Source organism: Endozoicomonas sp., from assembly GCF_965196975.1.
GTDB lineage: Bacteria > Pseudomonadota > Gammaproteobacteria > Pseudomonadales > Endozoicomonadaceae > Endozoicomonas.
In genome coordinates this window covers 4,557,867-4,578,331 of sequence record NZ_OZ239981.1, presented here as the reverse complement: position 1 = coordinate 4,578,331, position 20,465 = coordinate 4,557,867, and the positions used below count along the sequence as shown (strand labels likewise).

General features: G+C 47.1%; 23 protein-coding genes. 7 read left to right on the top strand and 16 right to left on the bottom strand.

Features of this window, described 5'->3' with window-relative positions; all coding sequences use genetic code 11:
• Positions 1-125: 125 nt before the first annotated feature.
• From ACOCLE_RS20560 to cdd, 6 genes are all read right to left on the bottom strand, one after another.
• The gene (locus ACOCLE_RS20560) at positions 126-833 is read right to left on the bottom strand and encodes an endonuclease (RefSeq protein WP_419534038.1); all 708 of its coding nucleotides are present in this window, start codon (positions 831-833) and stop codon (positions 126-128) included.
• 140 nt (positions 834-973) lie between these two features.
• On the bottom strand, positions 974-2,002 hold the full coding sequence (locus ACOCLE_RS20555; RefSeq protein WP_419534037.1) for a glycoside hydrolase family 5 protein: 1,029 nt from the start codon (positions 2,000-2,002) through the stop codon (positions 974-976).
• 106 nt (positions 2,003-2,108) lie between these two features.
• Positions 2,109-2,318 (bottom strand): hypothetical protein, encoded by a 210-nt coding sequence (locus ACOCLE_RS20550; protein WP_419534036.1) that lies wholly within the window; start codon positions 2,316-2,318, stop codon positions 2,109-2,111.
• A 144-nt stretch (positions 2,319-2,462) separates the two neighbouring features.
• A complete protein-coding gene (locus tag ACOCLE_RS20545) occupies positions 2,463-3,755 on the bottom strand; it encodes an FAD-dependent monooxygenase (protein WP_419534035.1) in 1,293 nt (430 codons plus the stop codon).
• 199 nt (positions 3,756-3,954) lie between these two features.
• The gene (locus tag ACOCLE_RS20540) at positions 3,955-4,218 is read right to left on the bottom strand and encodes a hypothetical protein (protein ID WP_419534034.1); all 264 of its coding nucleotides are present in this window, start codon (positions 4,216-4,218) and stop codon (positions 3,955-3,957) included.
• Between the two features lie 35 nt (positions 4,219-4,253).
• The gene (cdd, locus tag ACOCLE_RS20535; RefSeq protein WP_419534033.1) at positions 4,254-5,162 is read right to left on the bottom strand and encodes a cytidine deaminase; all 909 of its coding nucleotides are present in this window, start codon (positions 5,160-5,162) and stop codon (positions 4,254-4,256) included.
• A gap of 149 nt (positions 5,163-5,311) precedes the next feature.
• Between cdd and ACOCLE_RS20530 the strand changes: the two genes are divergently transcribed.
• Together ACOCLE_RS20530 and murI are read left to right on the top strand one after the other, a co-directional pair.
• A complete protein-coding gene (locus ACOCLE_RS20530) occupies positions 5,312-5,668 on the top strand; it encodes a TraR/DksA family transcriptional regulator (protein ID WP_419534032.1) in 357 nt (118 codons plus the stop codon).
• 22 nt (positions 5,669-5,690) lie between these two features.
• Positions 5,691-6,581, top strand: coding sequence for a glutamate racemase (gene murI, locus ACOCLE_RS20525; protein WP_419534031.1), 891 nt, complete (start codon positions 5,691-5,693; stop codon positions 6,579-6,581).
• Here murI and ACOCLE_RS20520 read toward each other — a convergent pair.
• Together ACOCLE_RS20520 and uvrD are read right to left on the bottom strand one after the other, a co-directional pair.
• Positions 6,557-7,678, bottom strand: coding sequence for a TRAP transporter substrate-binding protein (locus tag ACOCLE_RS20520; protein WP_419534030.1), 1,122 nt, complete (start codon positions 7,676-7,678; stop codon positions 6,557-6,559). The two genes, murI and ACOCLE_RS20520, sit on opposite strands and share 25 nt — an antisense overlap.
• A gap of 297 nt (positions 7,679-7,975) precedes the next feature.
• Positions 7,976-10,141, bottom strand: coding sequence for a DNA helicase II (uvrD, locus tag ACOCLE_RS20515; RefSeq protein WP_419534029.1), 2,166 nt, complete (start codon positions 10,139-10,141; stop codon positions 7,976-7,978).
• A gap of 217 nt (positions 10,142-10,358) precedes the next feature.
• On the opposite strand from uvrD, the gene ACOCLE_RS20510 reads away from it, so the two are divergent.
• The 4 genes from ACOCLE_RS20510 to znuA all read left to right on the top strand — a co-directional run bounded on the left by ACOCLE_RS20510 (position 10,359) and on the right by znuA (position 14,006).
• Entirely contained in the window at positions 10,359-11,219 is an 861-nt protein-coding gene (locus tag ACOCLE_RS20510) for an SIS domain-containing protein (RefSeq protein WP_419534028.1), read from the top strand.
• 115 nt (positions 11,220-11,334) lie between these two features.
• Positions 11,335-11,511 carry a PA3496 family putative envelope integrity protein gene (locus ACOCLE_RS20505; RefSeq protein WP_175404505.1) on the top strand — a complete coding sequence of 59 codons (177 nt, stop codon included), beginning with the start codon at positions 11,335-11,337 and terminating at the stop codon, positions 11,509-11,511.
• 351 nt (positions 11,512-11,862) lie between these two features.
• On the top strand, positions 11,863-12,753 hold the full coding sequence (locus ACOCLE_RS20500) for an IS982 family transposase (protein ID WP_419533099.1): 891 nt from the start codon (positions 11,863-11,865) through the stop codon (positions 12,751-12,753).
• Between the two features lie 272 nt (positions 12,754-13,025).
• Positions 13,026-14,006: a zinc ABC transporter substrate-binding protein ZnuA gene (znuA, locus tag ACOCLE_RS20495; RefSeq protein ID WP_419534027.1), complete on the top strand. Its 981-nt coding sequence runs from the start codon at positions 13,026-13,028 to the stop codon at positions 14,004-14,006.
• On the opposite strand, the gene ACOCLE_RS20490 is transcribed toward znuA, so the two are convergent.
• The gene (locus tag ACOCLE_RS20490; protein ID WP_419534026.1) at positions 13,999-14,283 is read right to left on the bottom strand and encodes a Lar family restriction alleviation protein; all 285 of its coding nucleotides are present in this window, start codon (positions 14,281-14,283) and stop codon (positions 13,999-14,001) included. The genes znuA and ACOCLE_RS20490 overlap by 8 nt on opposite strands.
• Positions 14,284-14,405: 122 nt before the next feature.
• Positions 14,406-15,260: a formyltetrahydrofolate deformylase gene (purU, locus tag ACOCLE_RS20485; protein ID WP_419537241.1), complete on the bottom strand. Its 855-nt coding sequence runs from the start codon at positions 15,258-15,260 to the stop codon at positions 14,406-14,408.
• 161 nt (positions 15,261-15,421) lie between these two features.
• Here purU and def point away from each other — a divergent pair, with 161 nt between their 5' ends.
• Entirely contained in the window at positions 15,422-16,033 is a 612-nt protein-coding gene (gene def / locus ACOCLE_RS20480; RefSeq protein WP_419534025.1) for a peptide deformylase, read from the top strand.
• A gap of 28 nt (positions 16,034-16,061) precedes the next feature.
• Here def and ACOCLE_RS20475 read toward each other — a convergent pair whose 3' ends face one another.
• From ACOCLE_RS20475 to ACOCLE_RS20450, 6 genes are all read right to left on the bottom strand, one after another.
• Positions 16,062-16,319 (bottom strand): tryptophan synthase subunit beta like protein, encoded by a 258-nt coding sequence (locus tag ACOCLE_RS20475; protein WP_419534024.1) that lies wholly within the window; start codon positions 16,317-16,319, stop codon positions 16,062-16,064.
• A 138-nt stretch (positions 16,320-16,457) separates the two neighbouring features.
• Positions 16,458-17,024, bottom strand: coding sequence for a hypothetical protein (locus ACOCLE_RS20470; RefSeq protein ID WP_419534023.1), 567 nt, complete (start codon positions 17,022-17,024; stop codon positions 16,458-16,460).
• Entirely contained in the window at positions 17,014-17,628 is a 615-nt protein-coding gene (locus ACOCLE_RS20465; RefSeq protein WP_419534022.1) for an NUDIX domain-containing protein, read from the bottom strand. The genes ACOCLE_RS20470 and ACOCLE_RS20465 overlap by 11 nt, the downstream gene beginning before the upstream one ends.
• Positions 17,625-18,200: an adenylyltransferase/cytidyltransferase family protein gene (locus ACOCLE_RS20460; protein WP_419534021.1), complete on the bottom strand. Its 576-nt coding sequence runs from the start codon at positions 18,198-18,200 to the stop codon at positions 17,625-17,627. The genes ACOCLE_RS20465 and ACOCLE_RS20460 overlap by 4 nt, the downstream gene beginning before the upstream one ends.
• Before the next feature lie 430 nt (positions 18,201-18,630).
• On the bottom strand, positions 18,631-19,506 hold the full coding sequence (locus ACOCLE_RS20455; RefSeq protein WP_419534020.1) for an endonuclease/exonuclease/phosphatase family protein: 876 nt from the start codon (positions 19,504-19,506) through the stop codon (positions 18,631-18,633).
• Between the two features lie 160 nt (positions 19,507-19,666).
• On the bottom strand, positions 19,667-20,458 hold the full coding sequence (locus tag ACOCLE_RS20450; protein WP_419534019.1) for a thiol:disulfide interchange protein DsbA/DsbL: 792 nt from the start codon (positions 20,456-20,458) through the stop codon (positions 19,667-19,669).
• Positions 20,459-20,465: the final 7 nt, after the last annotated feature.

Genomic DNA, 20,465 nt, shown 5'->3' with positions numbered 1-20,465 from the left:
GCTGTGTATCACTGGATGATGCTTTGACCACATCGACTGACAAGAGCTAGGAATAGTGCTTTTTGCAGCTTGTTCCTTATGGCTCGGTACAATCAGGAATTGGTTTCTATTGATAGCCTTACCAGTTAGCCCTCTGAACGGGTATCAATATATGGATTTCCCCAACCCTGGATTTCACTGATTTGCTGGTTACGTTCGGACTCCCAGGAGGTAACCGGGTACATTTTGTTCCACGCTTCAAAGAGCTTTCTTTCTTTGTCACTGAGTTTGAATTTATATTTATCCGACATATAGAGGTAAGTTCGTGCAATACTGCCGCGTTGATTTTCGGGAGGTTGGGCAACACGGGCTTTAAAGTCAACATGGAAGTCACAGCGGCCGTAATAGTTTGGAGGGTTATTCAGCACACCAAAACGGTAGTTAGAACGGTCACCATTCACTTCCCCAATCGCCGGAACCAGGTTATGCAGATCTGCTTCCATTGCTCGAAATTCCGGACTGTTACGACTGCAGTTTTTCCGACCTCCCTTTTGCCAGCATTGCAGCTGATGGCCAAATGCCCAGGCAGGAACGACGTGTTCCCATTCGATCCGGTTTGCTCTGGTTTCCTGCTTACGGACGGAATAACCGCAGGCCTGAAGGTCAGGGACCAGTTTTTTTCCTTCTTTTTTGATCGGACAGCCACAGTAAAAACTAATAAGGTTTTTGTCGTATATTTTGGCGGCCTCGCGCTTGGCGCCGGAAAAACTCGTGGGTGGTGTAGCATAAGGAGAGGAGGAAAAAATGGCGAAGCTAAGGCAGATAACCCAGTTTTTTAAAGGAATGATAGACATGCCAGTTTGCCAGAGAAAGTAGTCAATTAGAGGTACTCAGGCTCACAAGAATATGCCTGATATCGAGCCGAGAATGAAATTATGAGCAACAAGGGTGTTGTGCGATTTTAAGATATATCAAGCTATGTTAGTCGTATAGTTTATTGCTCTGAATCAGAAAATAAACCATCTAAAGAATTTTTATCCCATTGTCGCTTTTCGCGGTAGTACACTACTTTTTTGGCTTTAGGGCCTGCGCACCAGATGGCATCCGCAAAACCCAGACTTTTGGCGGTTTCTTTGACTTTCTTAAAATAGAGAGCTCTGCTTCTCGGATCAGATGAATTGTTTACACCGTACTCACCCAAATAAATTGGGATTTGATGCTGGTCAGCCCACTGTTTTACCCGTAAAAAATTATCTTCCAGAAAAGCGATGTCTTCACCCGTACCCCATGTGGGCTGTGAGTTTTTAGTTTCAGGATATTTTGTGAACGTATTGGGCCAGTGGTAATGAAACCAGGCTATGAGGTGGGGGTCAGACTGTATAAAGGCAGGGTCTATTTGCATGGGAGCATGAATGGAGTTTGCACCGCCCCCGGTAATCAGAACATTTCTTGTTGGGTTATGTTTCCGAACGATAGCCAATAGCTCTTGATTAAGTTTGTCGACGACCTTTTTACTAAGGTGAAAATAGGGCTCGTTAATTAACTCAAAGAGCAGTGCATCAGGCTGGTCACTGAAGTAAGCACTGATCTGAGCCCAAATGGCCAGCATGCGTTGCCAGTTTTCCGGGCTGCAGTAGAACTCTTCTCTTTTGCCACAGGCTTCTATAAACCAATGCTCGCCATGAGCATTCAGAACCACTTTAAGATCTTCGTCCTGTGCCCATTCGATAACGGTTTTTACGCGAAGCAACCAGTCCGGGTCTATGCGATAGGGTGGAGATTGATCGGTGTGTTGATCCCAGCGGACAGGGATACGAACATGATCGAATCCTACTGCTCTGATATCTTCAAAATAAAACGGTTCTATCGGCTTTGCCCAGTTTCCTTCTTGAGGGGCACTCATTACATTGCCGATATTGATCCCCGCCCCCAATTGCCGGACCATTTCTGAAGGGGAGGTTTCTGCGAAGGAAGCCTGAGTCAGTAACACGGTGAGCGCGCTATAAATTAAGGCTGTCTTCATGTGTAACTGTTGTTTATCAGCAATCCTGTAATTGGCAAAAGCCCAACAATAATCAATGCAACACGTAAGCAGGGCTATTTACTGACAGGGATATGTGACTGAGCTGTCAGTGCAGAGAGTCAGAGATCATTGCACTGAACACACCACAAACCATGATTACCAGACCAATACCCGCACCTGATGTAAATGAGGACCACAAGGAAGCCTGTTCAACCGTATAATAATAAGCGGCACCAGCCATCAACCAGGCCCACCAGAATCCCAGAGAAGCCATGGCCGTGAGTCTGAAACCGGTTGAAATCATAGTTCTCATCATCTGCTTCCCCAAGCTGTGTTGTCATCAATAGTGCAGAAACCATCTTATGCCTCAAACACACAGAGGTGCATCAGGGTTTTACGAAGTTCAATCCGTGTATTTCTCTTTTCAGATGTTTTTCAATCCCCTATAGCAATTTATCATTTATATTTTTTTGCCTGCGGCCAATTTTGGCTGTTTACCAGAAAGCCCCATGGCATATTTCATCACCTGATTGACCGCTGGTGACAGCCTGCCAGCTATCGTCAGGCCGAGATTCCGTAGAAGTTGCAGCGGTTTACTCTGATTACTGAAAACATGATAAAAAGCATCCATCGTATTCATCATTAATGCATTATCCCTTCGCCTTGCCTTTTCATACTGGGTAAGAACCTCTTGGCTTCCCAGGTTTTCACCTGCCCTGTAGGCTTCAACCAGAACTTCAATCAGCCAGGCAGCATCCTGCAAACCCAGGTTTACACCCTGTCCCGCTAAAGGGTTTATGGTGTGGGCTGCATCTCCGGCAAGAACGACACCCGGACAGAAATACTCAGTAACATGGCGCCGGGCAATGGAGAATGCTCCACGCTCGTGAAGCTGGATAACTTCAGGTAGCTCAGCAGGGAATGTGGTTTTCAGCTCTTTAATGAATGCCTCACTGGAGAGTGCCAGTAGTTGTCGAATTTTCTCCGGATGGTTGTACCAGACAATAGATCCGAAACTTCTACCGTTAATATCCGGTAGTGGCAAAAAGGCCTCTGGACCTGTCGGGGTAAAGGCCTGCCAGGTAATGTCCTGACAGCCTCCGGTAATTTCAACCGTTGCAACCAGACATTGTTGCTCATAGTCCCGTTGCTCCATGGCCAGCCCCGCAGCTTGGCGAACCCGTGAGTTGGCACCGTCTGCACCCACTAACAGGTCACCAGAAAAGCGACGTCCATCGGACAACTCAATCATAGGGGGAGCCGCAGAAGTATGAATTTTTTGAATGTTGGCCGGGCAGAACAAAGAGACGGATGGATAAGATTTGATAGCTTCTAACAGGCCTAATTGAGTAACCCGGTTTTCAACGATAAAACCCAGCTGTGAGTGATTAATCTGTTTGGCATCAAACACAACCCGGTTTGCCCTGGAGCCTATCTCTTTTCCAAAGGCAGAGTGCAGTTTCTCCCACACGGCCATACGTCGATAGGGTGCCATACGCATGGATTGCATATGTGACCATGCTCCCAGTTGGCGAAGAATCTCTTCAGAGGCTGTGCTGAGAGCAGACACGCGCAACTCGGGCAGGGCATCAGCTGATAATGGGGATGGTTCAGTATGGTCGAATACGGCAACCCTTATTCCCTGTTGGCCAAGGCCGCAGGCGATCGTTGCACCCACCATTCCTCCACCGACAATAAGCACATCGTAGTGTTGCTGATCATCACTATGCCTGGAAGCGTCTGTTCTTTTCATAAGTAAGCTTTATGTGTAAGCGTCATAAGCCAGTGCAGCAGCGCACGCCATCAATCCAATCAATCCCGACCGGGATCTTTTCACCGAGAGTGGAATTAGTCAAATGAAGTATCTTAGGGTGTTTAGCAGCCTTTAGGGAAGCTGTTGGAAGTGGTGGAGGTATTGCGATTGGAAGTTAAAGGCAATCTGATGATTGCCTTCATTCGTCGGTCTGGTCATCATTAAACTCTTTGGTATTTCTCTCAGAGATTTTTTTCTTCTTGCGCTTGTTCTTTTTACGAGCTTTGCGCATTTCCAGAGATTTATCCTCGCCCTTTCTTGAGTCTGAGCGGTCAATGTAAGACTTGTGGTCTGCTGAGGAAGAGCTGGCACTGCCTTCATTTTTACCAGAGTTGTCATCATTGCCTTGACCGTAGTCAAGATGGGGAGAGGATGATGGATCAATTCTATAACCTGAACTCACAATCTAGCCTCCTTGCTTAATGAGTTACTTTAAGTTTATACAACGAAATAGCGTAATTCTGCCCCTATATGACTAATGATTGAGGCTGTCATACCCTTATGGGAGATAGATGCCTGTTTTTCAACCATAACAGCGTCAATAATTTTGCTTGGAGCCTTGCCAAGGCTGGATAGGCGGAGATTAACCAGAGCCGCTTCTGCGGCAGTCATTCCCGGGTTGAAGGCTACGTTTTCGGCATATCTACCTGAAATTATATCTCCGTTATCTATAAGTAGAGCTACCCCTGAATGACAGCCGGAATAAGGCGCATAGCTCCTCTGGGCTGCTTCTGTTGCTGCATTGACCAGTTCATCTGCAGGAACCGGGCTCTCGAGTGAGAGCAGTGATGGACTCATCAGTCGAGTGTTTTGCTTCAGGTCTCCAGGACCAAAAGCATCTGGAAGGAGGCTTGAGATGCTGTATTGGCGCTGTTGATCACTGTCGAGCTGGCTGACCAGGATATCCATATGGTCGATCTCACTGAGTTCGTTCATGAACTGGCGGCAGTGGCCACAGGGCGCTTCATTGACCATCAGGCGGCGCAGTCGGGTTTCTCCCTGGTGCCATGCGTTACTGATAGCAGCCTGCTCAGCGTGAATCGCCATTTTCAGTGGCTGCCCAGCCATTTCAAGGTTTGCACCAAGATAGATAGGTCCTTGCCCTTCTGAGCGAAAGCCTTCAACAATCGCACCCACGGAAAAATGTGAAATTGGGCAGGTGCTCATGGATGCAGCGAGAGGAAGCAGTGCTTTCAGAAGGTTCTCTGATGACAGCTCCATCAACCCCTTAAGCTCATTCACTTGCTCTGGCTCAAGGCGGCCCTGCTGGTGAATCAACTGTTGCAGGATATCAGCAGTATTAACTGGGAACTGAGCCAGCTGATCCTGAAAGGCCCTGTGATTCATAGCGTTACTCCGGTAACAGGATTCAATGCTGTTTATGTACTATGGAAATGGGGTAATTTCCATTGCTCTTTTTTCAAACCCTGCAATCTGCTGTATCTTCATAAATGGGAATAACGCTTATTGCGTCTTCAATGGAGATTGAAAACACTATGTCGCCATTAAAGCCTGAACAACGCGAGTATCTGTTCCAGCAATTGCAGCAACGCAGAGAGGCACTCATGGAAGCCGTAACTCAATCTGGTCAGTCTGCTGAACCGGTAACACTGGATCAGCAGGCATTTGGAAGAGTATCCAGAAATGATGCTCTTCAACAGCAGAGTATGGCAAAGGCTGGTCTGGAACAGAGCCAGCAGCAGTTAAAGTGGGTGCTAGGGGCTCTGGCTCGCTTTGAAGGTGGTGATTATGGTTATTGTCAGGAATGTGACAAACCTATTCCTTTTGCCAGACTGGAAATTCAGCCGGAATCATCGTTGTGTATTGATTGTCAAAGCCTGAGTGAACAGTAAATCATTTTTGTGGAAGTTTCTTGTGAAAACAGCCGTGAATAAAAGGGTAAAACCAATCGTTATTTTTGATTCCGGTGTTGGCGGGCTCAGTATTTATCAGGAAATAAAGCAAGCTTTACCTTACACTCCGGTGGTTTACTGTTCTGATATCCATGGTTTTCCTTATGGACCAAAGCCTGAACAGGAAGTGATTGAGCGAACCAGCCTTTGCCTTAATGCTCTGGCGGAACAGTTTGATCCCTCTCTTGCTGTTATTGCCTGTAATACGGCCAGTACGATCTCGCTGCCCAGGGTACGTGAAGAGCTGTATTTTCCCGTTGTTGGTGTGGTTCCGGCTATCAAGACGGCCAGTGAATACTCTGAAAAACGGTGCATCGGTCTTCTGGCGACACCTGGCACTATTGCCCGCAGTTATACGGATCAGCTGATTAATGACTTTGCCGGGGACTGTCATGTGATTCGAGTCGGCTCCAGTGAGCTGGTGCAAATGGCTGAACAGTACCTTCGGGGTGATCCGGTTTCAGAGAAAGAACTGCACAGGATTCTTGCCCCCTTTCTTGAGGGAGAACAGGTGCCGGATGCGATAGTGCTTGGCTGTACACATTTCCCTCTGCTACGAGGCGCTTTACAACAGATCTCTTCAGGCATTCATTGGATTGACTCAGGCTCTGCTATTGCCCGTAGGGTTGCTAGCCTGTTGGAACCAACCGGTTTTGATGCTGATTCAGTGTCAAACGATCTCTTTATGCACACTGGGCAGGACGAGCAGGTCAGTGCCCTGATTCCAGCATTGAAGAACATGGGATTTGCGGGTGTAAGAAATTTACAGATTGGGGCAACTACGATAGCGCCACACTCACGGGGTGAATGTGGCGGCATGGCGATCAATTACTCAAGAGAGCGCGCTTCGTAAAAAGCGACTTCTGAAATGCTGTGGTAAGCCTTGGACTGCTCGCGGAACTCACTGAACGATTCATAAACCCGTCCAGCAACATCGCTGGTGGCTGCCACTTCCAGTGTGATCTCATCGGCCACTTTTTTCAGTTCAGCAAGTACATCATCCGGCAGGCGCTTTACTTTAACTCCGTGCTCGTTCACCAGCTGTTGAAGCGCCGCATTATTCCTCGCAGTATATTCATCAATCATGTCCTGGTTTGCTGCACGGGCTGCCGTTTTTACAATGGCCTGCAGGTCTTCAGGCAGTTTATTCCACGCATCCAGGTTGATGGTGAATTCCATCATGCTGCCTGGCTCATGCCAGCCTGGGTAGTAGTAGTAAGAAGCGGCTTTGTAGAAACCAAAAGCCAGGTCATTGTATGGGCCGACCCACTCAGTGGCATCAATAGCGCCGGTCTGAAGTGCAGTAAACAGCTCACCACCGGGTATATTCACGGGTACACCACCCAGACGCTTCAGCACTTCACCGCCCATACCCGGTATGCGCATTTTCAGACCTTTCAGGTCATCCAAGCTGTTGATCTCTTTGTTGAACCAGCCAGCCATCTGGACACCACTGTTGCCGCCAGCCATCGGTTTTACATTGAACGGCTTGTACACTTCATCCCAGAGTGCCTGCCCACCACCGTAGTGAATCCAGCTGCTGATTTCCTGTGCATTCAGACCAAATGGAACGGCAGTAAAGAACTGGGTAGCCGGGTCCTTACCCTTCCAGTAATAAGCACCACTGTGACCCATATCAGCAGTGCCACTGGATACCGCATCAAATACTTCCAGTGGTGGAACCAGTTCACCGCCACCATACACTTTGATGGTCAGGCGACCATTACTCATTTTATTAACGGATTCGGCAAAGCGCTCAGGGGCGGTACCCAGCCCCGGGAAATTTTTTGGCCAGGATGTAACCAGTTTCCATTCGATGGGTTTTTGAATTTCCGGAGCTGCTGACTCAGTACTGGAGGTTTGCTGCGGCTGTTCACCCTGCCCACAACCCACCAGTGCTGCAGTTGCGGCAGCGATCCCCAAAGAGGCCAATAAATTACGACGTTTCATGCAAGGACCCTGTTCTCTTGTTTTTAATCTTTTACCAATCGGATTCTCTAAATCCCTATTCCGCTGATAGCCTCAAGCGTAATCCTGCGTTAAAGCTCCTCACCATAGCTAAGGCTATGACTCGTCACTTTGCCTTGTCTTACACTTCAGTCAGCCATGCTCATAACGGGTTTAGAAAATTTGATTGGTATTATTTATGCGGAACACGACAGAAGCATGGTAAGTGGATAGGGGGAAGCATACAAGCCTCCATTGATATGGAGGCTTTGGGTCTGGAGCCTTAAGTCTGGCAGGCTCCTAGATTGGAGAAAGGTTGGCGTAGGCCATCATCAACCATTTAGCGCCTTCAGAATCAAAATTGACCTGAACCCGGGCCTGGTTGCCATCACCTTCGTAATTAATCACAACACCCTCACCAAACACGTTGTGATGGACGCGCTGGCCGAGTGAAAGACCATGATCGGGTGATGCCGGCGCCATGCGGGTGACTACCGGTCGGGTTATGGTACCACCAAGGCGAACCTCCTGAAGCAGCTCACCAGGAATCTCCCTGATAAATCGGGAAGGGCGATTCATGGTTTCACTACCATACAGTCGGCGACTTTCAGCGTACGTCAGATATAAGGTTTCCATGGCACGGGTTATGCCCACATAACAAAGCCTACGCTCTTCTTCGAGGTTGCCTTCATCCAGGGACATTTTATGGGGGAATAACCCCTCTTCCATGCCGGCCAGAAAGACCAGAGGAAACTCCAGGCCCTTTGCAGAGTGGAGTGTCATCATCTGCACGCTGTCCTGGAACTGATCTGCCTGATTGGTACCCGCTTCCAGTGCTGCATGGGCCAGAAAGGCATCCAGAGGCGTCATGGCTTCGGTTTCTTCATCCAGGTCGAGCTCGTCCATATCAAACTGACGACAGGCATTAACCAGTTCCTCAAGGTTTTCCACTCGAGCCTGACCTTTTTCACCTTTTTCTTTACTGTGGTGATCGATCAGCCCACTCATGGTGATCACATGATCTGACAGTTCGCCAAGATCCAGTGTTTCACCCGCATGACTCATGGACTCGATCAATTCCACAAATGCTGCCATGGATTTACCGGCCTTACCGCCGACTACGGATGATGCCACCAGGTTTTTCAGAGCTTGCCAGAGTGAAATCCCCTGACTTCGGGCAGCCTCTCTCAGTTTTTCTACCGTTTTCTCTCCAATCCCCCGGGTCGGAATATTGATAACCCGCTCCAGAGAAGTGTCGTCGTTGGGAGAACTGACAAGACGGAGATAGGCCAGGGCATTTTTGATTTCTGCCCGTTCAAAGAAACGCTGCCCACCGTAAATTCGATAGGGGATTGCAGCCCTGAGCATTGCTTCTTCAAGTATACGGGACTGCGCATTGGACCGATAAAGGACGGCAATATCGCTGCGGGCCATGCCTTTGGTGACCGCATCTTTAATCCGATCTGTAATAAAGCGAGCTTCGTCCATTTCGTTAAAGCCAGCGTACAGATGTACTGGCTCGCCTTTATCGCCGTCGGTGCGCAGCTCTTTTCCTAAACGGTCCGGGTTATTGGCAATAACGGCATTGGCGGCCTGGAGAATATTACCGGTTGAGCGATAGTTCTGTTCCAGTTTGATGGTCTGGGCATTCGGGAAGTCATGTGTAAACTGACGTATATTTTCAATTCTGGCACCGCGCCAACCGTATATGGACTGGTCATCATCACCAACGACCATCAATTTGTCCTGGTCTCCAGCCAGCAGCCGTAGCCAGGCATATTGCACGGCGTTGGTATCCTGAAACTCATCCACCAGGATATAACGGAAACGCTCGCGGTAATGCTGGAGAATATCAGCCCGCTTCAGCAGCAGCTCATGCGCACGCAGCAACAGTTCCCCGAAGTCTACCACGCCGGCTTGCTCGCAGTACTCATGGTAGCGTCGATAAACATCCACCATGGTTCGTTCAAATGGGTCGTAACCGGGGTCGATGTAATCAGGACGAAGTCCTTCATCTTTTTTACTGTTGATAAACCACTGGGCCTGACGTGGAGGCCACTTTTGTTCATCCAGCTGCATGGCTTTCATGATCCGTTTGAGCACGCGCAGCTGATCATCACTGTCCAGAATCTGGAAGTTCTCAGGCAGTCCGGTTTCCTTCCAGTGCGCCCTGAGAAGGCGATGGGAAAGACCGTGGAAAGTACCCACCCACATCCCTCTGGGGGCGATGCCCAGCAGTTCCTCAATACGTGAGCGCATTTCTGCCGCCGCCTTGTTGGTGAAGGTTACGGCCATCACTGAATAGGGTGACATGGCTTCAGCCTGAACCAGCCAGGCGATGCGATGAACCAGAACGCGGGTTTTACCACTGCCGGCACCTGCCAGTACCAGCATAGAGCTGACGGGAGCAGCAACGGCACTGCGCTGTGCATCGTTCAGTGAATCAAGTATTGAGGTTACGTCCATAAAAATCTTTCAGTCAGGATTCGGTGCCCCCTTGCGATGGGGAGAGTATTTACAAGTACAGTGAGAGTTTAACGAAACTGCGTCATGAGGTCTTGCCTGTGTTAAGGTTCATTTAGACAGAGATGCAAGTGATGAACGAAGTTATTGCTATTTATTAGCATTTTGTCTGTGTATCCATGAGAACAACAATGAACGAATCAATGATGTTGAGCAGTTTATGTTAAGCAATGACCCGATTATCGAAGTGGGCAGGCAGTATGACAGTCTGAGACGTTCAGAGAAAAAAGTAGCTGACTGGGTACTCAATGAACCATCAAGTTGTATCAGCTTAAATATTGGACAGGTGGCTAAACAGGTTGGTGTCAGCGAGCCTACTGTCATGCGCTTTTGCAAGGCAATTGGTTGTAAGGGATTTCAGGATTTCAAATTAAAACTTGCCCAGACTCTGGGTACAGCTTCTGCTCCCCGCTTTACCAGTATGAAACTGGATCGGGATGACAGTACTGAATCATTAAAGAATAAGGTCTTTGATTTGACAATTCAGGAGTTGATGCAGGTCAGGGAGAGAATGGATATAGCCGGCCTGCAATCAGCAATTGAGGTCTTGGTTGGTGCTCGACGAATCGAATTTTTCGGGTTTGGTGCTTCTGCAGCGGTGGCACGCGATGCCCGGCATAAATTTATACGCTTGAAAGCGACAGCGGTAGCCTGTGCGGACCCTCATATCCAGCTGATTTCTGCTTCAACCATGACCCGTGATGATGTCGTTGTTGCGATTTCTCAAACTGGACGTTCAAAGGACTTGATCCACAGTGTAAAGCTTGCCAGAGAGCACGGAGCAACGATTATTGGCATCTGTCCAAATGGTACACCACTAGCAGAGCACTGTGATTTCCCGCTTGCGATAGCGGCGGAAGAAAATACGGATCTGTTTACACCATTAACGTCCAGAATTGTTCATCTGGTTGTGATTGATGTGCTCGCGGCAGGGGTCGCCATGCAGAAAGAACCAGAGCTTGAATCACAGCTGAAAAGCATAAAAAAAGGGTTGAGGTCTCTTAGAGTTAAGGATTTGTAAGATTTATCTTACATTTTTATACGACATGAGTGGTTGTCGTATGACCAGTAATTTAATATTTTGGTAACCGTAATCAGGCATCATTTAATAACAAATACAAGAAGAGGATGCTGTTATGGGAAAAGGTAAGAAAGCCGAAAAAGAGTTCATTCTGGATGAGCACCTGATCCGTCCTGAACTTGAGCAGAAAGGTTCCAAGCGCTCTCTGCAAATCCGCAGAGCACTTGAGGATAGAGAAGAAGACAAGCGACTCAGTGCCATTTTTGGCGATGACTACTGGGGAGGCATCTAATCACTTCAAATGAATACGAACCTTTGCTTACTCCTCGGTGAGGGTTCGTATCAAAATACTCCATTCTATCCCAACCATTTACTGAATGAGTTTTAGCAACTGCATCTTTTTTCCATCTGACTTCTAGCCATCACTTTCAATCACTATTCCTGGCTCTTCCCTCCAATATCTCTTTATATATTACTATGGTTCAGAAAAAAGATGACTGAGATCTTGGTTCTGAACTATGAATGTGGGGATCCTTTTTTAGATTAAAGTACGCCATGTGCGACTTTTAGGTTTGCATAAGGAGACATGACTGATCCTGCTTTCTGCTATTAAAAGCAGTAGAAAGCAAAGAAGGTTTCAGTCATGCCCGTTGAAGAGTTTATCACTACAGTCTACTGCTTGATCGACGATTTGGTAAAAGAGCTTTTTCCTGTACCACTGCGACTTCGAGGGTTTCCACCAAAGCTCACTGATAGTGAAGCGATCACCATGGAAGTTGTCGGTGAATGGCTTGGGCATCATAAGGACACTGAGATTTGGAAGTATTTTACCCGACACTGGCGACACCTGTTTCCTGACATTCCTTCACGCTCGGCATTTGTCAAACAGGCCGCCAACTTATGGCATGTGAAACAACGACTGCAAATTCGTATAGTCCAGATGATGCATGCAGATAATGCAGATATCCATTTAATCGATGGTTTTCCGATTGATGTTGTCGTCAGAACCCGTGCACCACAGAGCCGTATCTTTAAAGCTGAGGCTGGTTATGGTTACTGCGCTTCCAAGGACAAGAAGTTCTATGGCTTTCAGGGGCATTTGCTGGTTGAAGCACGAGGGATTCCTGTGGGTTTTACTCTGACCGCAGCGAACGTAGATGAGCGTGATGCAGCCTATGACATGCTCGAGACCATTTCTGGCCTCTTGCTTGGCGATAAGGGCTATATAAGGCCTGAGTTTAAAGCTGATTGTCAGGAATTAGGTATTGATCTTCAGACGCCACTGAGAAAAAACATGCAAGATGAACGTCCGAAGTCGTTTGTAAAGCTGGTATTACGGGTACGACGGAGAATAGAAACAGTGATAGGTCAATTGACAGAGCGCTTTGAAATAGAAAAGTGCCATTGTCGAGATAGATGGCATATGACATCACGTATCGCTCGGAAGTTACTGGCACATAATATTGGTTCTTATCTGAATATAATTGCTGGTCGTCCTGCAATACAGTTTGAGAACCTTATTTCCGAAGATTAAAAAACGGAAAGCAAATAATTGCGTGATTTTGAAGATACAACTTGGACTTACCATCATGCTAGCCCGGATATTTCATAAACGTGCTCCCGTTCTCGCTTGTCCTTTGCCGCCCTAAGGGAGTTTTGCTCGGTCGACCGTACTCCCCGGTACGGCACTCCCTCACAAAATCCCTTAGGGCGACAAAGTCCTGCCCGAGATTCGGGGCAGTTTATGAAATATCCGGGCTAGTAATTTGAGATAGTTTCAGACAAAGTCGCACATCGCGTATTAAAGTGTTATATTATAACACTTACCAAAAGAGCGGGTTTTGTATGCAGTTTGTCCCCATTAAACAGTTGCTGATAACAGTGTTGCTAATGACTGTCAGCTTCTTTGCAAGTGCTGAGCCACCAAAGGTTCTTGCCAGTATCAAGCCCTTGCAGTTGATTGCCCAGGCGGTTACGGAAGGGGTGGCTGATACGAAAGTATTACTGCCTCCGGGTAGCTCACCTCATAGTCATAGCCTTAAGCCTTCGGATGTGCGGAAGTTGAGAGATGCTGATGTCATTTTTTGGGTAGGCCCTTCAATGGAGACTTTCCTTCCAAAAATGTTGACCTCTACAAAGGGGGTAAAATCAGTTTCCATGATGGATATTCATGGGATTCGCCTGCGTAGCAGTGAAGAGGATGAGCATCATATCCATGAGCACGGAGAGCATCATGACCATGGTGACTATGACCCCCATATCTGGCTAAGTACAGAGAATGCCAGGGTTATTGCGAAAGAGATGGCTCGTGTGTTGATTTCTGTGGACAAAGTTAACCAGTCTCGCTATCAGAATAATCTTGATCTTTTCTTGAAAAGTATGGATCAGACGGATTCACGTAACTGTCAAAAAGTAGAACAATCAGGAAAGAAACCATTTTTTGTGTTCCATAATGCATATGGCTATCTGCAAGAGCAATATGGTCTGGAGGTTGCTGGCTATTTCACACTCAATCCTGAGCAACAGCCAGGAGCCCGGCATCTAGTAAGCTTGAAAGGGCAGTTGGATAAGGCCAGTGAAACCTGTATCTTTCGTGAACCACAGTTTCAACCTGCTTATATTGAACGACTAACTGAGGGGCGCTCAATAAGAGTAGGGGTGCTTGATCCTCTGGCGGAAAATATTCAATCCGGGCCTGAAAGCTATGCAAAGTTTATCAATCAGCTTGTGGATAACATTACCAGCTGTATTCAAGGTGCAGCCAAAAAGAACGGCAAGCTTAGCTGATTAAACTGATACCCATTAGATTGCCAAGCAGCAGGCTGATAATTATCGATACTGGTAGCAGTGCTGCCAGTAATGTTACCCACATTTTTAGGCTTGCGTATTCCTGACGAAGATTCCAGCGCTTTGCTGCATATCTCTTATCCTCATCCATTTCTGTGGATAAACCACAGCCAGTGCAGCTGACCTGCCACATTTTAACTCTTCGATTGGCTTTGCCTATGATCAGGTCTGCAAATATAGCTTTACCCCGGCAACAGGGGCAGGGCTGTAATTTCATAACTCTTCCCTGAGCGACATCTATCTCATTATTGCTTATACCCTGTGTATTAATAGCTTATTCACAGACTTTAACAGCTTATCCACAGGGCGAACACAATCACTTAATCTTTGTTATAAGGGTTATCCTAAGATAATGGTCTTGCTGCCATCAACAATAACCCGGTCTTCGATGTGATACCTCAATCCTCGCGCTAGTACACTTTTCTCAACATCCTTACCTAACCGAACCATGTCTTCTGGAAGGTGGTGATGCCCTACCCTGATAACATCCTGCTCAATGATAGGACCTGCGTCGAGTATCTCCGTAACGTAATGGCAGGTGGCGCCTACCAGCTTAACCCCCCGCTCATAGGCTTGATGATAGGGCTTAGCTCCCACAAATGAAGGTAGAAAGCTGTGATGGATATTGATGACTCGGTCAGCATAGAGTTCACACAGCTGTGGAGGCAAAATTTGCATATAACGTGCAAGTACGACCGTATCAACACTGTATTCTTCGAGAAGTGATGTCATTTTCTCAAAGGCAGGTGCTTTATCATGTTTATCCACAGGTACATGATGATAGGGAATACCATGCCACTCCACATAGCTTCTCAAATCCTCATGATTGGAGATGACACAGGGGATTTCCATCTTCAGGTCGCCACTGCGCCAACGATAAAGCAGGTCAGACAGGCAGTGAGCCTCTTTACTGGCCAGAAGGGCTACACGCGGCGGGACTCCTGAGTCATTGACGCGCCAATCCAGGCTGAGCTTTTCAGCTATCGGGGTGAAATGCTCTTTGAATTGATCCACAGAGAAAGGGAGGCTTTCTGCTTTAATCTCATTGCGCATGTAAAACCGCCCAGTAACAGGGTCGGAGTGATGATTGGCCTCAACAATCCAGCCGCCATGCCTAGCGATAAAGTCACTAACGGTGGCTACGATGCCAGTGGAATCCGGGCAGGAAACAAGTAAACGATAAGTTCTGGTCATGATGCTTAAAAAACGTAAGTTGACGATCAATTATAAGTATTTGGCGCTATGAAATCATATTTTGCTTTATGCTGATCAGTGCTTAGTCTGAATTTTCACAGGTCTCTGGGGCCATTAAGTTACACTAATTGATCATAAATAGAGGAGGAGTGGTTGTTTTAATGATGCGTTTGTCTGATAGTCCGGATCTGATCATCATGGGTGATCCCCTGCTTTTTCAGCAACATCGGCAAGTGAGAGTTGATGATATCCTGACCGATAATTTCCAGCACAACTTGCGAGTTCTTCGTAAAAGACAACTGGAGGCCAACGGTATTGGTATTGCCGCTCCACAGGTTGGCTGGGGGGTGAGGGTTTTATGCATAGGAATCTCTGAAGAGACAAAGACACGTTATCCCAGCGTGCCAGATATTCCTTTTTCATTTTGGATCAATCCGCAGATCATAGAAGTCAGTCAAGAAACCTGCTGGACGTGGGAGGGTTGTTTATCAGTTCCAGGTATCAGAGGGTGGGTCAACAGGCCGGCAAACGTGAAGGTCAGAGGTTTTGATGATCAAGGAAACATCATTGAGGCCTCGCTGGATGGATTTGCAGCCAGGGTTATGCTGCATGAAATTGATCACTTGGATGGGATTTTGTTTCCAGAAAGGGTTGATGAAACCAGGTTAATGGTTCCCAATATATCAATGGATACACAGAGTTGCTGGCCCGAGAACTGGCCAACAATAAATGCTCGAATTACACCGCCGGGAACTATTTCGAAAGAACGATAAAGAGCAGCTTAAGTCGTTGACCTGCTTCTTAAAAGATATCATCACCATCTTCAAGAAGCTGTGTTGTATCAGAATTGCTCCTCAGGCTTTCGCGGTATCTCCGGCGATTGAGAAGCTTTCTTTGAACGACATCAGGAAATTCGGTGAACTGAATAATTTGCTTATCGATGAGTAAGTCAATAACGTCTTCAAGTACACGTATGAAATCAGCATCAGAAGATTCCATGATTCCGGTACTGATCTCAGGGTTGTTTTGTAAAAAAAGTTTCAGGCTTGCATCGTCCATGTCAGCTCGCTCCCATTCGTTCGAAAGCGGCTTATCTGAGACGGCGCATACCTGATTATTGTCATCCCTGAGTACGTAGAGCATATCCTTTTCTCTCGTGTTTAATTGTTTAGTATAAGCATTATGGGACTACTTTGCTTATTGAAGAGGCATGGCCGCCACAAGGTCAGCAATCAGCTTTCGGCTCACATCATAAGCCGCTTCACCAGGGCGCCCTTCTCCCATGCCACTTATGCTCCATATGTCTTCTCCTGAAGCAATATCCGTAACTTTCAGCTGCAATGCGGTTGAAAAACGGTTCTGTTCATCATATTGCCACTCAAGAATTTCACCTGATATCGATAGTTTAATGCTTTTACTCTTTGCCCACAGCTGAGCGCGTTCAAGCTCATAGATATCAGCAAGATAGCTGGGGGCTGGGTTGGTTTCTGGCTTTTTATAAACAGTAGTATTTTTTATTCCAACCGACGCCAATTGAACTAATAAAATACGCTTGAGCTGAACGGTTTCTTCCTTAGGGACACCGGTATGGCTGATGAATGGTAACATTGCCAGGTGAGAATCTCTGGGAATGCCATTTTGATACTGTTTGGCTATTTTACTGGCATTAACCTGACATCCAGCCAGTAATATGAAAAGCAGGCTAAGTACGAAGATGGAAGCAAACCGTTGCTGTAATCTGCCGGAGAAGAGTTTATTTTTCATGTTGGCATAACTCGTGATGATGCAGCTTGAGCCATTGCATTGCAATGATTGCTGGAGCGTTGGCTATCCTACCATCTTCCACCATATCATAAGCTTCCGGGAAGGGAAGAACATGAACTCTGATATCCTCACCTTCATCGGCCATGCCAAAAACGCCGCCTGCATTTGTGGCGTCCACCAGACCACAGAAAAGTTTCAGCTTCTCATTACTTGCTCCAGGGCTGACATAGAAATCAGATACTGGCCTCAATGAGGTAATCTTATAACCGGTTTCTTCCTCTACTTCTCGAAGGGCAACTTCTTCCAGCGTTTCTCCGGGCTCGCTGATGCCGGCAACCACCTCCAGTAACCAGGGATCATCGTTGCTCAAAAAGGGTCCCATGCGGAATTGCTCGACCAGAACCACCTGATCATGAACCGGATCAAATAAAATGACACCGACAGAAGGTGGCCTTACGGTGGCTTCACGGATCAGGGGGCGACTGATTCCCCCTTTAAAGAGGCCATGAGTAATCGTGTATTTAAAGAGCTTCAGAAAGCCTGAATAAACCTTTGTCTCTTCCTGAACCTGTACATCGCTGGCATCAAGACCTGAAAGCTTCATATGTTCCCTGTCTGGTATAAATTGTTATTCATAATAAAAGCCTGAACAGAAGGTAGCAGCATATTCAATCCCTGCTGAAGATCATCGGCTATTTTTGAGGATTCAAGAATTTTGCGGACATCACTGCTGCGGATAGGTAGCCGTTCGGTAGCGGTAAAGATAGGCCACTTTTCCTCAATTTCTTTCGATTTATAAAATCGAGTCCAGGTTTCAGGCCTTGCATTATCTGGTCCCCTGATGAACGAAATATCGGCTTTGTCTTTGTATTTACTGGTTAAGGCTTCCATCAGATCATATGTGTATACCGGCTTGCCAGGGTTCTGTTTCAGCAGTTCTGCCTCCAGGTCACAAACCTCTAAAGGGCAGCCTGCATCTGCATCATCAATAAAGCATTGCAGCATTTGCAGGCGAAGGTTGAATGGCAGGGGCTTCTTGTCGAAAGCATGAAACGCACTGGGGATAAGCAGGATGTGATCATGGCAGGTAGCAGCCTGCCGTAAAACATCCAGGTGCCCAAGTGTCGGGGGGTCAAATGCTGAGCCGAAAACTCCCAGCTTCATGTGGCTCATCATTCAGTCTCCATATTTGATGATAGTCTGTGGATGTAATGGTCTGCCGGTATCGTAAAGAGAGCCAGCCAGACCAACAAAAGGGTGTCTCATTATATCGATTTTATAAGGTCTGCCGAGGGCAACCAAAAGGTTGGTTTATTCCGAAGCCGATAAGGCCGCATTACGTATGAGGCGAGGTTTTTTTACTGATAGGCAAATAATTTGCGTCAGGTATTATTTTCCGTCTGGAATGACTCCCTGTCACTGAAACAGTGATGGCTTTTTTTCGAGGCCCGATATCTCCCTCCTTACTTCCCCCTTGATATCGGGTCTTTTTTATTTTTTTGTCCTGCCTTGTAGTAAACCTCATCACCTGTAAGTGAACGTTTCTTATATAGCCTGCTAATAAAGCCTTATTAGTTTCAAACTGTCTCTATTTTGGCTTGATAAATCACACGTTGCTCAATACAGAGTCAGGAATCTGGATTTCCACAGATACCGGCAGATGGTCAGTGATAGGAATATTAATAACGCCAAATCGATTAACAACCAGAGAAGGGCTGATCAGAATATGGTCCAGAGAGCGCTTTGGCTGCCAGCTGGGGAAGGTATTTTGTCCCCAGTGGGCGGCATGGAGGGATGTGTCTTTCAGGGGGGAGTCATTGAGTAACTGATCTGCGTGGGTGTTCATATCACCCATTAGCACCACATGCTGATTGTGTTGCACAACATCCCGGATATAGGAAAGCTGGATATCTCTGGCCCTTTTGCTCAGCGCCAAATGCATCATCACCACGGTAAGAGGCTCTTCAGGGTTGCCAAAGCGGGCGACAATGGCACCTCGCCCGGGAATCAGTCCGGGCAGTTTGTGGTCTTCCAGCGATACAGGCTCAAACCGGCTGAGCAAACCGTTACTGTGCTGTGCCAGCTTGCCAAGATTTCTGTTGATCTGATGATACCAGTAAGGGAAGTGCCCTTTCAGAGCCAGATATTCAGTTTGATTGATAAAGTTACTTCGAATACTTCCACCGTCAGCTTCCTGCAGGGCAACCAGATCAAAGTCAGGAAGAACACTGGCAATACGGTCAAGGGTAGTCAGGCGGTTAGCGTGAGGAAGAATATGCTGCCAGCTGCGGGTCAGATAATGCCGGTATTGCTGAGTATTAATGCCTACCTGAATATTAAAGCTGAGCAGGTTGAGGGTATTTTTGTTTAACTGACAGGGAGTTGCTCCCTGTACAGAGTGGTGAATATGCCCGGAACGGTACTGACAACGCTGCCGGTGTAAGCGCCGACGAATGGCACCTGTAAGAGTTCGAATGGGCATTGTGACCTACCGCAAAAATGTGTACGGGAACCTATGGACAGATATTACAGGCCTTTTATTCAACTTCCTTCAAAGAGTTATCGAAGATTTACAAAATAAAGTGGTTAAAAATCCAAACATTTGATCTTTAACCACTCCTGCTAGGAGCTTGTGGTCGGAACTAACCTTTTCGATCCTGTTTGACTTTCCGAATCAGGTAGTCGGCAATAACCGGCATATTACCCATTGATCCCGCCAGTCCTGGCTCAACCACATATCGACCATCGATAACAATGGCGGGTACACCAGACAGCTCATAGCCTTTAAGTTTAGAGAAGGCTTTCTGAAGCTGATTATTCACCCCGAAACCCTTGAACTCTTTATTAAAGGCACCGGGCTCAACACCAAACTCCCGATTTAAAAACTCGGTCATCTGCTCACTGTCCTTGAGCTGGTTTCGGCGGTTCTGTATTTCACTGAAGATACCAGCATGAACCTTCTCTTCCAGCCCCATATTTCGGACAGTATAGTAAAGCCGGGCGTGGGTCTGCCAAAGGTTAGGACCGAAGAAACCAGGCGTTCGAATGAACTCAACATCTGCAGGCAAGGTTTCTTGCCACTGCTCAATCTTTGGCTCAAGTGCATAACAGTGGGGGCACCCGTACCAGAAAATGGAAACAACCTCGACCTTCTCCGGTTTGGCATCCGTTTTTACCGGATTGGCTAACACTCGATAGTGCTGACCTGGCTGAAACAGTTGGGGTGGACTGGACTGAGTGATGACTTGAGGTGACGTTGATGAGTTATCACTGTTTGTTGAGCGCTTGGTCGTGCTGGTTTGCGCTACAGGTGTATTTTGAGCAACAGTCGCTTCCTTACTGTTTTGAGCACCATTGAACAGATATCCAGCTGCGACCAGGGCAACTCCCAAGAACACAGCAATACCTAATATACCCTTCGTTTTTTTTGTCATTAGGGAG

Bases quoted from the DNA above. Each gene is read 5' to 3' on its own strand.
- ACOCLE_RS20560 (WP_419534038.1), bottom strand. From the start codon at position 833: ATGTCTATCATTCCTTTAAAAAACTGGGTTATCTGCCTTAGCTTCGCC.
- ACOCLE_RS20555 (WP_419534037.1), bottom strand. From the start codon at position 2,002: ATGAAGACAGCCTTAATTTATAGCGCGCTCACCGTGTTACTGACTCAG.
- ACOCLE_RS20550 (WP_419534036.1), bottom strand. From the start codon at position 2,318: ATGATGAGAACTATGATTTCAACCGGTTTCAGACTCACGGCCATGGCT.
- ACOCLE_RS20545 (WP_419534035.1), bottom strand. From the start codon at position 3,755: ATGAAAAGAACAGACGCTTCCAGGCATAGTGATGATCAGCAACACTAC.
- cdd (WP_419534033.1), bottom strand. From the start codon at position 5,162: ATGAATCACAGGGCCTTTCAGGATCAGCTGGCTCAGTTCCCAGTTAAT.
- ACOCLE_RS20530 (WP_419534032.1), top strand. From the start codon at position 5,312: ATGTCGCCATTAAAGCCTGAACAACGCGAGTATCTGTTCCAGCAATTG.
- ACOCLE_RS20520 (WP_419534030.1), bottom strand. From the start codon at position 7,678: ATGAAACGTCGTAATTTATTGGCCTCTTTGGGGATCGCTGCCGCAACT.
- uvrD (WP_419534029.1), bottom strand. From the start codon at position 10,141: ATGGACGTAACCTCAATACTTGATTCACTGAACGATGCACAGCGCAGT.
- ACOCLE_RS20510 (WP_419534028.1), top strand. From the start codon at position 10,359: ATGTTAAGCAATGACCCGATTATCGAAGTGGGCAGGCAGTATGACAGT.
- ACOCLE_RS20505 (WP_175404505.1), top strand. From the start codon at position 11,335: ATGGGAAAAGGTAAGAAAGCCGAAAAAGAGTTCATTCTGGATGAGCAC.
- ACOCLE_RS20500 (WP_419533099.1), top strand. From the start codon at position 11,863: ATGCCCGTTGAAGAGTTTATCACTACAGTCTACTGCTTGATCGACGAT.
- ACOCLE_RS20490 (WP_419534026.1), bottom strand. From the start codon at position 14,283: ATGAAATTACAGCCCTGCCCCTGTTGCCGGGGTAAAGCTATATTTGCA.
- purU (WP_419537241.1), bottom strand. From the start codon at position 15,260: ATGACCAGAACTTATCGTTTACTTGTTTCCTGCCCGGATTCCACTGGC.
- def (WP_419534025.1), top strand. From the start codon at position 15,422: ATGATGCGTTTGTCTGATAGTCCGGATCTGATCATCATGGGTGATCCC.
- ACOCLE_RS20475 (WP_419534024.1), bottom strand. From the start codon at position 16,319: ATGGACGATGCAAGCCTGAAACTTTTTTTACAAAACAACCCTGAGATC.
- ACOCLE_RS20470 (WP_419534023.1), bottom strand. From the start codon at position 17,024: ATGAAAAATAAACTCTTCTCCGGCAGATTACAGCAACGGTTTGCTTCC.
- ACOCLE_RS20465 (WP_419534022.1), bottom strand. From the start codon at position 17,628: ATGAAGCTTTCAGGTCTTGATGCCAGCGATGTACAGGTTCAGGAAGAG.
- ACOCLE_RS20460 (WP_419534021.1), bottom strand. From the start codon at position 18,200: ATGATGAGCCACATGAAGCTGGGAGTTTTCGGCTCAGCATTTGACCCC.
- ACOCLE_RS20455 (WP_419534020.1), bottom strand. From the start codon at position 19,506: ATGCCCATTCGAACTCTTACAGGTGCCATTCGTCGGCGCTTACACCGG.
- ACOCLE_RS20450 (WP_419534019.1), bottom strand. From the start codon at position 20,458: ATGACAAAAAAAACGAAGGGTATATTAGGTATTGCTGTGTTCTTGGGA.